The sequence below is a fragment of the Arthrobacter sp. NPDC058288 genome (assembly GCF_042880995.1).
Lineage (GTDB): Bacteria > Actinomycetota > Actinomycetes > Actinomycetales > Micrococcaceae > Arthrobacter.
Genome location: NZ_JBHVYH010000005.1, coordinates 117,679 through 131,239, shown reverse-complemented (window position 1 = coordinate 131,239; position 13,561 = coordinate 117,679). Strand labels below are relative to the sequence as shown.

At 65.2% G+C, this 13,561-nt stretch carries 6 protein-coding genes; all 6 read left to right on the top strand.

Annotated elements, in window-relative coordinates; genetic code table 11:
• The first annotated feature begins 9 nt into the window (after positions 1-9).
• The 6 genes from ACFVWT_RS14670 (at position 10) to ACFVWT_RS14645 (ending at position 13,470) form a co-directional block, all read left to right on the top strand.
• Positions 10-2,691: a LuxR C-terminal-related transcriptional regulator gene (locus tag ACFVWT_RS14670; RefSeq protein WP_390248962.1), complete on the top strand. Its 2,682-nt coding sequence runs from the start codon at positions 10-12 to the stop codon at positions 2,689-2,691.
• Positions 2,692-2,970: 279 nt separating this feature from the next.
• Positions 2,971-5,694 (top strand): LuxR C-terminal-related transcriptional regulator, encoded by a 2,724-nt coding sequence (locus tag ACFVWT_RS14665; protein ID WP_390248960.1) that lies wholly within the window; start codon positions 2,971-2,973, stop codon positions 5,692-5,694.
• Positions 5,695-5,696: 2 nt separating this feature from the next.
• Positions 5,697-8,381, top strand: a complete 2,685-nt coding sequence (locus ACFVWT_RS14660) for a LuxR C-terminal-related transcriptional regulator (RefSeq protein ID WP_390248958.1) — start codon at positions 5,697-5,699, stop codon at positions 8,379-8,381.
• Between the two features lie 549 nt (positions 8,382-8,930).
• Complete coding sequence (locus ACFVWT_RS14655; RefSeq protein WP_390248956.1) at positions 8,931-10,364, top strand: nucleotide sugar dehydrogenase; 1,434 nt, start codon at positions 8,931-8,933, stop codon at positions 10,362-10,364.
• Positions 10,365-10,417: 53 nt separating this feature from the next.
• Positions 10,418-11,425: a dTDP-glucose 4,6-dehydratase gene (locus ACFVWT_RS14650; protein ID WP_390248954.1), complete on the top strand. Its 1,008-nt coding sequence runs from the start codon at positions 10,418-10,420 to the stop codon at positions 11,423-11,425.
• A gap of 80 nt (positions 11,426-11,505) precedes the next feature.
• Positions 11,506-13,470, top strand: a complete 1,965-nt coding sequence (locus tag ACFVWT_RS14645; protein WP_390248952.1) for an S-layer homology domain-containing protein — start codon at positions 11,506-11,508, stop codon at positions 13,468-13,470.
• Positions 13,471-13,561: the final 91 nt, after the last annotated feature.

The window sequence follows — 13,561 nt, the reverse complement described above, 5'->3', positions numbered from 1 at the left end:
CGGGGAGACATGCTGTCCGCAGTCAGGGACGCCCTTGCCTCGGACGACTGCTGGGCGGTCTTTGTGGTAGGCGACGCCGGGTTGGGAGCGTCTTCGTTATTGGCGCAGCTGAACGACGCCCGAAAGGGCCGGACGGCGGTGATGACTGTCCACGGAAGTCCGTCACTTGCACCTGTTCCATACGGGGCGTTGTCTCCGTACCTGGCCGATCTCACCGTCGAGGACGTCACGTCCAAGGTGGCTGTCCTGAGGGCATTGTGGGCGCACCTTGAAAGCGGCAGGAAGAACCCGGGACCCGCCCTGCTGCTGGTTGACGATGCCCACGACCTGGACACGGCCACGGCCGAGATGATTTCCGAACTTGTCCAGGCGGGCTGGGCCAAACTCGTGGCCACCTGTATTCCGAGGCCCGGCATACCGCAGCCGCTGCTCCGGCTGTGGCACGACGGCACGGCCGAAAGGTTCGACATTGCTCCCTTGACGATGGAACAGGGGCATCAACTCTGCGAGGCGTTGCTCGACGGCAAAGTCCTCAACAGCACGTCGCGTCAGTACTGGCAGGAGGCCGGAGGTAACACACTGCTGCTCAAGACCCTCGTGCGCGAGGCCCAGCGCTCCGGTGACCTGATCCGGCGCAACGGGGTGTGGCTTAACACCGGTTCGTCCCATGTCAGGACCCTGGAACTCACCGCCGTCGTCAAAGTCCAGCTGATGCGCATCTCGGCCGACGGCCGGGAGGCCCTGAACCTCATCGCGCTGGCAGAACCGGTGGACCGAACCCTGGTGGGAGAAATTGCGGGTGAGCCTGCCGTCAAGGAACTGCTGGACCAGCGGCTCGTGGCCCAGTCGGTGGACAGTGAGCCGACTCTGCGGCTGGTCAGCCCTGTCTACGGCGAAGTGCTGCGCCGGATCGTTCCCGCGGCCCGAAGCCTCCAGCTGCACCGGGAACTCGTGTCCCGGATGGAAGTCTCTGCTGACAAACCGGAGTCGCTGCTGCGAATTGTTTCCTGGTCCCTGGACTGCGGGGCGGAAGTGCCGGCACGCCTGCTGATCAGGGCGGCCGTGCTTGCCTGCAAGCTGTTCGAGAGCGAGACGGCGCTGCGCATCGCCTGGGCCGTGAAGGACCCCGAACTGCAACAGACTGCGCGCGCCGTGATGGCCCGCTCCCACTACAACCTCGGGCACTATGACGAAGCTGCCGCCCTTCTGAACGTGAACGTCGACGCCGGCAGCGGCCTCACGCACATGCTGGTCAACAGCCTCCTCAGATCCGCCACCCGGGCGGCACTCGGGCACCCCTCCCCGGAGATTGCGGACGACGCGCGGCGCCTGCGGCAATGGGGCGAAAAAGAGGCTGCGGCCAATCCCTCGGACTCAGCAGCCATCCTCAAGGTCACTGCACACCGGGCGTCCCTTGTGGAACTCATGGCGGATTCGCTCGCGGGAGACTACAGGCACATGGGGCCCGCACTCGATGACCTGCTGGCGGACGGCGATTCCAGCACGGCACCCGATGGCCCACTCACCCGGTCCATGGCCCTGGCACTGCAGGCGGAGCGGCTTTGCGCGCTGGGGTATCCGCTGCAAGGGCGCCAGCTCGCCATGGACGCCTTCGGCCAGGCCCAGCCTCCGGACAACGACATTTTCTTCCTCCCTGAGTTCATAGTGGTCCGACTTGTCGCCTGCGATCTTGCAGCCGGTGAGTGGGACGAGGCGCAGCAGCTCCTGGCGGGTTACGCGGAAGCCCCCTTCGGTTCCGCCATGGTCTCGTTCAGCGGAGCCGCCTACGTCGTGATGGGCTACATAGCGGTCCGGCAGGGAAAGCTCGCTGACGCCTTGGAGCTACTGACCACGGGGCTTGAGGCGCTCCGCGACAGCGACCCCCAGCAGATGTTCCGGCTCTGCGCGGCCATGGCCTATTACGTGGCAGCCGCCCAGGGCCTCAAGGCCGAGGCTGACAGGCTGAAGTCAGACTACGACACCTGGGGTGAGCGGGGCATGCACCTCGTGACGGCCTTTGCCCGGGATTTCCTGGCTGCCGGTGATGAACACCTGGCCGGCGACGGAACCGGCATCGCCGCCCTCCACCGGAGCGCCGGGGAAGCCGCGCAACAGGACGCCAAGTTCCTGGAGCTGAATGCCCTCGCCACGGCCCTGGGCCTGGGGGACACCACCAGGCTCGACCGGCTCCAGGAGCTGGCCGGCGCGGTGGAAGGCGCCTGGGCGGCCGCGCTGGCGGAATACTGTGCGGCGCTCTCCGACGGCAGCGCCGAACTCTTCCTGCGCGCGGGGGATGCCCTCTGCGCGGCCTCCGTCTTCCAAACGGCTTCGGACGCCTACTCGGCTGCCCTGACCTCACTGGACCGCGGCCGGGACCGGGAACTGGCAGCCTTGGCCCGCGCAGGCATCGCGCGCTGCAACGAAGAGTTGGGCCATGTGGGCAGCGAAGCCCAGCCTGACACCGTGGCCCCTGTCCTGACCAAGCGTGAGCGGAACATCGTCGGGCTGGCGGCAACCGGACTCAGCGACCGAATGATCGCGGACAAGCTGCAGATTTCTGTCCGCACGGTGGAAGGCCACCTTTATCGGTGCTACTTGAAGCTCGGCATCGCGGGACGCGACGAATTGGCGGCAGCCGCCGGACTCGGCGAAGACGCAGCGGTGCGGGTAAAAACTTCACCCGGAAAATAGGTACCCGGACCGCCGGCGGCTACCCGGGCGTGTAGCAGAACCGGTAGCGCCACGCGGACTTGTTAACTATTTCAGGGGGCCGGCAGGTGACGGCAAAGCCGCCTTCCGTCGGCAGATCCGGCGCTCTGCGTACCGCGACGGGGCAATCCGGGGTACCTGCCTTCCAAGTACAGGTATGGGTAGCGAGCAAATTCGAGTACTCACTACTGGTGCCCGCGGGCGTGCCAGCTGGTTAATTTGGGTTACCAGGAATCGCTCGTAATTACAGAGGTCTCACTCATGTTGACAGCCGATAATGTGGCCAGTTCACACGCCACCAGGTCCGCCGGAACGACACGGGGCGCCGCGTGGCCTTTGATCGGGCGCAGGCAGGCGGTCAGCGACATCACACGCGCCCTGGCGGAGTCCACCGGGGGAGTCCTGGTGACCGGGAGCTCCGGCACCGGAAAGACCTTCCTCACCACCCATGCCCTCAAACAGTTCCGCGACGATTCCCTGGTTGTCACGCTTCGCTGCAGTGCAGCCCTCTCCCGTTCGCCCTACGGCGCGCTGAACATGCTGTTGGGCGACCTCGAGCCGGGGTACTTGAACCACCCGGTCCTGGTCCTGTCCGGCCTGATGAGGCTCCTCCGCGAACGCGCCAAGGGGAAGACCGTCTACCTCTTTGTGGACAACGCCGGCGAAGCTGATGAACTGACGGCTGTCACGATCGCCCAGCTCGCCCGAAACCGCGCCGTGCGCCTGGTCCTGACATGCTCTGATCCGCTACGGCTGTCGGCAGAGATTTCGGGACTGTGCGACGGCGGGTTCCTGACCCGTGTTAACCTCGAACCGCTGTCCTTCCGCGAGGCCGTTAGCTGGCTTGAAGAGGGGCTCAGCGCCAAAGTCTCACACTCGGCGGTCCAGTCGCTCTGGGCTGCCAGTGACGGCAACCCGCACTATCTCAAGATGCTCGCAATGGAGCTCGCTGACTCAGGGTCCCTTGTGATGCGCGACGGTGTGTGGGTCCTGACGGCGGATCATCACGTCCACGGCCGGGCCATCACTGACCTGATCGCCACCCGGCTGGGGCGGATGGGCGAAGCCGACCGGCGGATCCTGGAGATTTTGTCGCTGGCAGAGACGCTGCCATTGGATACCCTGCTGAAGCTGGTGGAGGCCGACGACGTGGACGCCCTCGAAGAGCGAGGGGTTCTGGCGGTAGAGGACTCCCTGCCCCGCCGCGTCAGGATCCAGAGCCAGCTAGTGGCGGATGTGGTCCGCGAAAACGTCCCGCCCGGCCGGAGCAACGAGCTCCGCGAAATGGTCCTCCACGCTGCGGCACCTTCACTGCGGACTCCCGCGACGGAACTGCCCTTCGCGGTCTGGGCCTTGGACTGCGGTGCCGTGTTGTCAACGGAAGAATCCCTTTCGGCCGCACGCCTCGCCAACAGGAGGCTGGATGCCGCCCTGGCGCTGCGGTTTGTCCGCTCGGTTCCGGGACATGAGGCGCTGGCTGCGGCAGTCACCGAGGAAGTGGCGGCGCTGCTGACTCTCGGAGAGGTGGACGAGGCCCTCAAAGTGGTTCGCCGCCACCGTGAGGCATCGACGGGAAACCCGGCGCTCGCTGAGTGGATCGGTCTCCTGCTGGCCGAGAGCTCGGTGTTCCTTGCCACCCCTGGCGCCTGGCAAGAGGCCACTGATTCCCTGGCGCGGGCGCGAAAAGTACTTTATGAAGACTCAACCGGGCCGGCGGCCGGGATGCCGGCACCGGAGCTCAGGCGCATCCGCGAGCAGCTGACGCTGGCTGAAGCCGAAGCAGCCAGCTACGCCGGAACCTATCCGGAAATGGCTGCCGAGCTTGTTGGAGCCCTGGACAATGTGGAGTTCCATAGTGCGGAATTCCGGCTCCAGGCAGGCAGTTGGTTGTGTGAAGCGTGGGCCGTGACGGGGCGCCAGGCGGATGCTGCCGAGCTTGCCGAACAGCTGAAGCTGCAGTGCCTGCGTCCGGAGATCCCGGTTGCAATAGCGCAGTCGGTGATATCACGGCTGCGTTTCGCCTACCTGGTGGCGGGCAAGTGGGACGAGGCGGCGGAAACCTTGCCGGACGAGGACTGGGGGCCTTCGTCCCTGGTCTACCGGCGGTTCAGCGCGACAGAGGTTCCGGAAGCGATCTGCGCCTGCATGCAGGGCCGCGGACGCGACGGCCTGGACCTGCTGGTTCCCGGTATCAGCCAGTTGCGGATCCAGGACAGCGACGGCGTACTGAGTCTCGCCTGCGCGGCCGCGGCCTACGCGTCGGCCCTGCAGGGTGAGCGCGAACAGGCGCTCGATTACCTGGCGGAGACAGAATCAGGGTCCCGGCGGAAATCATGGAAGGTGTCCCGGGCGGAGGGTTACTTCACTGCCCTCGCGCGCGCGGAGCTTGATGGTCCCAGGACGGGCATCGCACAACTGCTGCACATGGCGGAGGAGGATCGCGGTACGGGCAACGTCGGCCACGAGCTTCTGTGCTTGAGCTCGGCTCTCAGGCTTGGGGAATCCGCTGCGGCTCCCCGGCTGCTGGAGTGTGCGGCGGAAAGCCAGGGCCAATTCGCGGAACTGTGTGCGCAATACGCCCGGGGCATCATGTCAGGCGAAGCCGACGAGCTTATGGCTGCTGCCAACCTCGCGGCCAGGCTGCACAATGACAGGTTTGCGCTGGACATCGCCGAATCGGTTCTCCACCTCGACCAGGCGCGCCTCGAACGAAGCCTTGTCCGGCAGGCCAAGCATCTGGCGGAAACCTGCCGCAGGAGGTTGCGGACACCCGAGGATGGAAGCCACGACCGCCTCACGCTGACGGCCCGGGAGCTCCAGATAGCGCAGCTGGCCGCTGCCGGAGCGAGCAACAAGAGCATCGCAGCCCAGCTGCACGTTTCCGTACGGACCGTGGAGGGCCACCTCTACCAGATCTACGGCAAGCTAAAGATCGAGGAGCGTTTGGAGCTTCCGGTAGCCCTCGGCAGTACAGGAGATGACTAGCCATGACTGAGTCCACCATCACGGCAGAGAGACTGATCGGACGATTCGGCATGGTTGCGGCGGTTGTCGATTGCCTCCTGGACGCCAACGGCCCGGGTGCACTCATCCTTGGCGACGCGGGCATCGGCAAGACCGCGCTCGCCAACGAAGTGATCTTTGAGCTTGGCCACCGGATCCGGCCGTTCTACGTCTACGCGGGCCCGTCACTCTCGGAGGTTCCTTACGCGGCCCTGGCGCCCCTGCTGACGGCGCTGACCCCCGGACAGACGGACCAGCCGCGTGCTGTGCTCAAGGCCTTGGTCACGGAACTCAACCCGGAAGGCTTGCGGGACCAGTCGCAGGCGGTCCTGGTCGTGGAAGACGCCCAGCACCTGGATGACAGCAGTGCCGCAGTCATTGCCCAGCTGGCTGCTGCGGAAGCCGCCAGGGTGGTGCTGCTGTGCCGGCCGCACCCGTCGCCGCCGCCTGAGGTGTTGTCCATGTGGTCGGAAGGCCTGGTTGACCGTTTCGAACTGCAGCCGCTGGGCAAGGAAGAAGCGGACGAGCTGTGCACCCGGGTGCTGGGCTCGCCGCTGGTCCCCAGCGCGAGCGCGGTCCTGTTCAGGTCCTCCGGCGGAAACCCGATGTTCCTGCTGGAACTCATAGCCCATGCCAAGACCCGCGGCCACCTGGTGCAGCGAAATGACACGTGGGTGCTGTTGGGTGAGCCGGGAGCAGCCACTGTCCGGCTGATGGACCTCGTCAGGAACCAGATCATGCAGCTCAATCCTGACCAGCGCCAGGCCTTGGAATCAGTGGCGCTCGCTGAGGCGATCCCCCTCAGCGTCCTTCAGCGTGCCAGCGACAGCCACGCCGTCGACGAACTCAAGGAGCTCCAGTTCATCGCGATCGCGGCGGATCCGGCGAGGCACGTCCGCCTGGCCCAGCCGCTGATAGGTGAAGTGATCAGGCAGCTCGTCCCGACCGCCCGCAGCGTGACCATCCGGCGGCGGATCGTTGACCTTTTGGACTCGCGACCGGAAACCCTGGACGGCAGGCTCCGGCACGTCACCTGGGCGCTGGAGTCCGGCGCAACAGTGCCCGACGCCGACATCCTTGAAGCTGCCCAGCTGGCGAACCGCCTCTTCATCCCCGAATACGTGGAGCGCGTTGTTGGCGCCATCCGGGAACCGTCCCTGAAGCTGGCCGCACAGGTGGAACTGGCCCGCGCCAAGCTGTACGGACGGGATCCCATGGGAGCCGCCCTGTGCCTTGAAGGCGTGGTGGAACAAGCCACTGACCTTCGCACCGTCCGCCAGGCTTCCATGCTGGCGGCCCAACTCGCCGCCGGAAAACGCAATGGCCCGGAGGCTGTGCTGCGGGCGGCGGACGCGTGGGCGGAAGCCGTTTCGAGGCTGGAAGAGGCCCATTACGGATTCAATGCCACGGAGCTTGAGACAGCGCGGCTGGGCAGCCGGCTTCTTGCGCTGGAGGGCTACCAGGCTGCAGGACGCCACGTTGAGGCAGAGCCGGAACTCCAGCAGATCTGGGAGTCCACGGACGACGACGAGTCCCGGGTGCTGGCCGGGACGTTGCTGGCAGAGTCGTTGGCGCTCACGGGACGTGCCGTGTCGGCACTCCAGATAGTCATGGACGTCGAGGATATCCTTGCCGATAGCGGCGACCGGCGCCTTGAGTACGCCGAGTTCGTGATGCGACGCTACTTGCTGGCGCTCCTCCATGCCGGTGAATTCGACGTCCTGGACGACTACCTGCAAAAACATATCGCCCAGGCTTCGAACTCCCTGATCTACTTCGGCGGAATGCTGCATCTCGCGGCAGGCACTGCGGACCTGCGCCGGGGCACTATCGGGGCTGCCTTGCCGAAACTGAGCCAGGCTGCCGAAGTGCTGCGTCTTTCCGATGCCGGCGGAGACTTGCCCGATGCCCTTGCAGCCGCGGCCTACGCGGCGTCCATCCTTAACCGGACTGAAACGGCAAGAACTAATGCGGACGCCTACCAGGCGCTGCTGTCGGACCATCGCCACGCGTCACTGCTCGGGCAGGCCTACACGGTTGCGGCCCTGGCCGAACGCCTGGGCGTCCAGACTGCCGTCTCAAAGCTTATGGCCCTCGCGGATGCGGCTGCCGCGTCCGGATTCCTCAGTTATGAAGTGGAGATCCTCTCCCTGGTGCTCCGGCTCGGTGACCTTTCCGTTGTGCCGCGCCTTGCTGTAACTGCGGAGGGCTGCGAGGGGCGCAGCGCGGAATTCCTGGCCGCTTACTGCCGTGCGCTTGCCGCCAAGGACGTCAACCGGCTCGTGGAAATGAGCGATGCCGCCGCACGGGACGGTTTGGACCTGGCGGCCGCGGAATGCGCCGCCCACGCCCTTCGCATCCTCGAGACGCGGGGAGACAAGCCCCGCCAGTTCGAGGCGCAGAAACTCGTCAAGCAACGCAATGCGGCACTGAACAAGACCGGCTCGTCCGCGGCTGAGGTCCCGCCGGATCTGCACAAGCTGACGCGGCGCGAGCAGGAGATTGCTGCGCTGGTGCAGGCCGGTGCAAGCAACCGGGAAATCGCCCTCCAGCTCGGGCTCTCACTCCGCACCGTGGAGGGCCATCTTTACCGGATGTTCGCGAAACTAGGAATCAGCCATCGGGAAGACCTGGCGTCGGTAGCCTACGGCGCCCGCCACGCGGGCTAGTCCGGCACCGCCGGAGCAGGCACCGCCCGGCACCACAGGTCCCGGGTCCGCACGGCTGGCAGAGCTAACCGCGCCGCCCACGACGGTAGTCAGGACATCGGACTACCCGCTGTAATTTTGGCGCGCCCGGAAGCCGGCGCCGGCCCTGCGTTCGCGCCGTCCTCAAACGAGTATTCATGCGAGTGGTACGGGCGGGCCGGGCGGGTACCACCCTGTACACCTTAGGGATGCACCCGCAAAGACGGGTAGAGCCCACTCGCGCCCCGGCAGGTGGTTGGTTAATACGCTGTAGCTTGTTGGGCCGCAGGCAACTATTGGGGAAAGAAGTGGGTCTCTAAATGCATCAACCAGCTGAAACTTGGCTTTCGGAATTTCATGTGGCAGTCCACCTGGAAAACTCCTCCACGGCGACCAGCATCCCGCGGATCGCGGGCACCCCATTCGAGCCGGCGACGATCCAGGCAGCGTCTTCTGAGACCGGGACCTGCCACTCGCCGTCGCCGGCTTTCTTACAAACGGGACAAACCAAATACCGGGAGGTCGGTTAGCATGACACCGAACACCAAACTAAAGGCTCACAAGGCCTCGCTGACGAGGGCCGAGCTTCCACCGCTGCTTGAGGATTCCCGGGAGTGGCCGGAAAACGGAGCGGGGACTCCGGAACTGACGCCCGCGACCGTTGAACCAGACGTAACGGCGGCCGATACTGACGCCCAGGATCACACGTTTACGTTCGATGTCGCGATTGTCGGACTCGGCTACGTTGGCCTGCCCACTGCGCTTGCCATCAACGCCTCCGGGCGGCGCGTCCTGGGCCTGGACGTGTCCGAGAACCGGCTGGCTGTCATCCGGTCCCGGCAGGCAGACCTGCTGGACTCCGACAAAGTCCGGCTCGGCAACGCGCTGGAGGACCCGTCGTTCATGATCAGCACGGACCTCTCACTGCTGGCCCGTGCGGCGGCAGTGGTGGTTTGTGTCCCCACGCCGGTGGACCCCTACCTGGTGCCGGATCTCGGCATCCTCCGGGCAGCATGCGCCTCCGTGGTCGAATTCGCGGTACCCGGCCAGCTGCTGATGCTGACCTCCACCACGTATGTGGGTTCCACCAGGGATCTCCTGGCAGTGCCGCTGGCCGCAAAAGGCCTGATCCCCGGCAGGGACGTGTTCGTGGCTTTCTCCCCGGAGCGGATCAACCCTGGCGTGGACGCCTTCTCGCATGAAGATGTTCCGCGGGTGGTGGGCGGAGTAACGCCGGCATGCGGTGAGGCTGCGGCCGAGCTGCTCCAGGCCAGCACCAAGCTGGTGCACGTGGTGCCATCAGCAGACGTGGCAGAGATGACCAAACTCGTCGAGAACACCTTCCGGGCGGTGAACATCGCACTGGCCAACGAGTTCGCGGATATTTGCCACGAGCTGGGCATGGAGGTCATGGATGTGATCGACGCTGCGTCGACAAAGCCGTACGGATTCATGCCGTTCACGCCCGGCCCGGGAGTTGGCGGCCACTGCATTCCCTGCGACCCGCACTATCTGCTGTGGCAGTTGCGGAAGGCGAGGGTCACGGCGCCGGTCATCGAGCACGCCATGGCGGGCATCGCCGGAAGGCCCCACCAGGTGGTGGAAAAGGCACGCCGCATCCTGTCGGACCGTAACCACGGAATCAAGGGAGCCCGTGTGCTGGTCCTTGGCGTGGCCTACAAGCCTGATGTCGAGGACCTCCGCGAATCTCCGGCCTTGGAAATCATCGCTGCGCTGGTGGCCGACGGCGCCGTCGTTGCGTACCACGATCCGTGGTGCCCCACCGCCCCTGACGGGCAGGGAAGTGCGCTGGAGTCGCTGGAAGACCCGGCGGATTGGGACGCAGACCTGGTCATCCTTCATACCCGGCACTCCGCGATGGACATCGACTGGCTGCGCGATGCGCCCGCCGTCCTTGACACCACCTACCGGCTTCCGGCCGGCACGAACGTCACGAGGTTGTGAATCCAAGTTGTGATCCCGGCGCCCCCGCCGGGTTTCAAAGGAAAGTAGGAGATGTGAAAACAGCAATCACCGGCGGAGCCGGCTTCATCGGGAGTCATCTCGTGGAGCACCTCCTAGCGGCCGGGGACAAAGTCACCGTATTGGATGACCTCTCAACCGGTCGCCTGGAAAACCTCCGGACGGTGATTGGCCACCGGGATTTCCACTTCGTTGAGGGCACCATCCTTGACCGCGCCGCGGTGGACAAAGTGGTGGCCGGTGCTGACCGGGTATTCCACCTGGCTGCGGCGGTAGGCGTGAACCTCATTGTGGAGCACCCGCTGGAGAGCCTGCGCACGAACATCCACGGCACGGAAGTGGTATTGGACGCCGTCCTGGAATCCGGAGCCTCGCTGCTCCTGGCATCCACGAGCGAAATCTATGGAAAGAACACCTCGGACAGCCTGTCGGAGGAGTCCGACCGGATCCTCGGCTCCGCGCTCAAGTCACGGTGGACCTATGCCGCGGCCAAGGGCATCGACGAGGCATTCGCGCACGCCTACTGGCGGCAGTTCGGCCTTCCGGTTGCCATTGTCCGGCTGTTCAACACGGTGGGCCCGCGGCAGACCGGCCGGTACGGCATGGTGGTGCCCCGCCTCGTCAAGCAGGCGCTGGCAGGCGAGCCGTTGACCGTTTACGGCGACGGCCACCAGACCCGGTGCTTCTCCTACGTTGGAGACATTGTCCCTGCCATCACCAGGATCTCGGAGGAAGAGTCCGCCTACGGCAATGCGTACAACCTGGGTGGCAGCTACGAGATCTCGATCTTGACCCTGGCCCAGCGGATCGTGGAACTGCTCGGCAGCGAAAGCCCCATCACCCTGGTTCCCTACGAACAGGCCTACGCGGAGGGCTACGAGGACATGCGCCGGCGTGTGCCAAACAACAGCAAGGCGAAGGATCTGGTGGGCTTCGACCCCAAGACCACACTGGACCAGATCATCCTGAACGTGGCGGCCGACCACCGCCCGGTGAAAGCGCCCGATCCGCTCGGGTGGAAAGTCACGATGGCGGCCAATTAGCCGTCCGTGAGGTGCCGCGCCGTACGGGGGGCGGCAACCGTCAAAAGTTATGTGCACCTTCGACGAAAGAGTTGAGTTCCATGACGCTTCTGCAACGCTCCACCGCGGTCTCGGAGCCCCGGCACCGGGCTGAACGGCCTCCCGGCCGGCGCAAGGCCCGCTGGCTGGCGGCCTCTACAACGGTGGCACTCGCCGCCTCCCTGCTGGGGCTCACCGCTCCGGCCGCCAACGCTGTTGGCGAAACTGTCGTGACGCTGACGTTCGACGACGCCAACGTGGACCAGATCGTTGCCGCTGACAAGCTCAACGCGGTGGGGTTGAAGGGCACGTTCTTCCTTCCGTCGGGCTACATGAACCAGACCAACTACATGACCACGGCCCAGGCCTTGGCGCTGCAGAGCGCCGGGCACGAAATCGGCGGCCATAGCGTGACGCACGCCGATCTGGCCGCCGTCGGACCCGAAGAACTGGCGCGGCAGGTCTGCAATGACCGCGCAACGTTGCTGGGCTACGGACTGAACGTCGAAAACTTCGCCTATCCGTTTGCCTCGGCAAGCGATGCCGCCAAGGCAGAAGTCGCAGCGTGCGGCTACAACAGTGCACGCGGACTGGGCGATATCCGGAGCAAGGTAGTGGGCTCCGAGACCTTCCCGTTCGCCGAGACCATGCCTCCGGGCGACCTGTACTACACCGGCGCACCCGACCAGCTGGACAACACCTGGACGCTCGCGGATATGCAGTCCCTGGTTACCCAGGCGCAGGCCAACGGCGGTGGCTGGGTCCAGTTGACCTTCCACCACATCGGCGACGGAAAGGTGGTCGGATCGGCTGTTGCTGACCCGCTGACTGTCAGCACGGACACGTTCAACCAGTTTTCCGACTGGCTGGCAGGCCTCAAGAACTCCAACGCCGTCCAGGTCAAAACAGTCAAGGAAGTCATTGGCGGCACCCTCAAGCCTGCACCCGCCGTCGTGCCGCCTCCGGTGCCGCAGACCACGGGCAACCTGATCAAGAACCCGAGCCTTGAGACCCCGGGCCTTGCCGGGTCCCTGCTCCCGCGGTGCTGGCAGGCCGGCGGTTACGGCAACAACACCCGGACTTTCAGCAATGTGACCCCCGGCCACGCCGGTACGGCCACAGCCGCCCAGCAGATGGTGATATCGGCCTACACCGACGGTGACGGCAAGTTGTTGCCCACCTTGGACACGGGGGAGTGTGCACCGAGTGCCACCCCGGGGCACACCTACCTTGCTAAGGCCTGGTACAAGTCCACCGGCGGGAATACCCAGTTCAATCTGCATTACCGGACGGCCTCAGGCACATGGACGTATTGGACAGACAGTATTCAGTACCTGCCTACCAACAATGTGTGGACCCAGCTGACCTATACGACACCGCCGGTTCCGGCGGGTGCAACGGCAATCAGTTTCGGCCTGAACATGCTCCAGGTAGGAACCCTGGTCACTGACGACTACGAACTGTATGACACCGTGGGCGTCAAGACGTTCACGGATGTTCCGGCGACGTTCCCCCTCTACAACGAGATCAGCTGGATGTCGAACAACCTGATAACCAACGGCTACCCGGACGGCACCTTCAAGCCGGGAACCACACTGGACCGTGGAATGATGGCGGCTTTCCTCTACCGGCTGGCCGGACGGCCGACGGTTCCGGCAGGAGCCCAAAAGTTCCCGGACGTGGCGCCAACCCACGTGTTCTACAACGAGATCCAATGGATGGCGTCAACCGGCATTACGGAGGGGTTCCCGGACGGCGGCTACCACCCGTTTGAGCAGGTGAACCGTGACCAGATGGCGGCCTTCCTGTATCGCATGAACGGCAAGCCTGCTGTCAGTGCCACGGCCCCGGCTTTCCCGGACGTCACGCCCTCCCTGAAGTTCTACAACGAGGTGCGGTGGCTGGCTGACATGAAGATCACACTTGGTTTCCCGGATGGCACCTTCAGGCCGGGCGCGTCTATCAACCGCGACCAGGTGGCGGCATTTATCTACCGCTACAACCTGGACTTCCCGAAGGGCATGTAGGCTGCCCGGCAGGCAAGTTTCCAACAGTGGCCGGGGCGGCCGCGCAGCCGGAGGGAATCCCCTCGGACGCGCGGCCGCCCCTCGCCGCTGT

What these genes read in the sequence shown, in the direction of transcription:
- ACFVWT_RS14655 (WP_390248956.1), top strand. Translation starts at nt 8,931, where the DNA reads ATGACACCGAACACCAAACTAAAGGCTCACAAGGCCTCGCTGACGAGG.
- ACFVWT_RS14670 (WP_390248962.1), top strand. Translation starts at nt 10, where the DNA reads ATGCTGTCCGCAGTCAGGGACGCCCTTGCCTCGGACGACTGCTGGGCG.
- ACFVWT_RS14660 (WP_390248958.1), top strand. Translation starts at nt 5,697, where the DNA reads ATGACTGAGTCCACCATCACGGCAGAGAGACTGATCGGACGATTCGGC.
- ACFVWT_RS14665 (WP_390248960.1), top strand. Translation starts at nt 2,971, where the DNA reads ATGTTGACAGCCGATAATGTGGCCAGTTCACACGCCACCAGGTCCGCC.
- ACFVWT_RS14645 (WP_390248952.1), top strand. Translation starts at nt 11,506, where the DNA reads ATGACGCTTCTGCAACGCTCCACCGCGGTCTCGGAGCCCCGGCACCGG.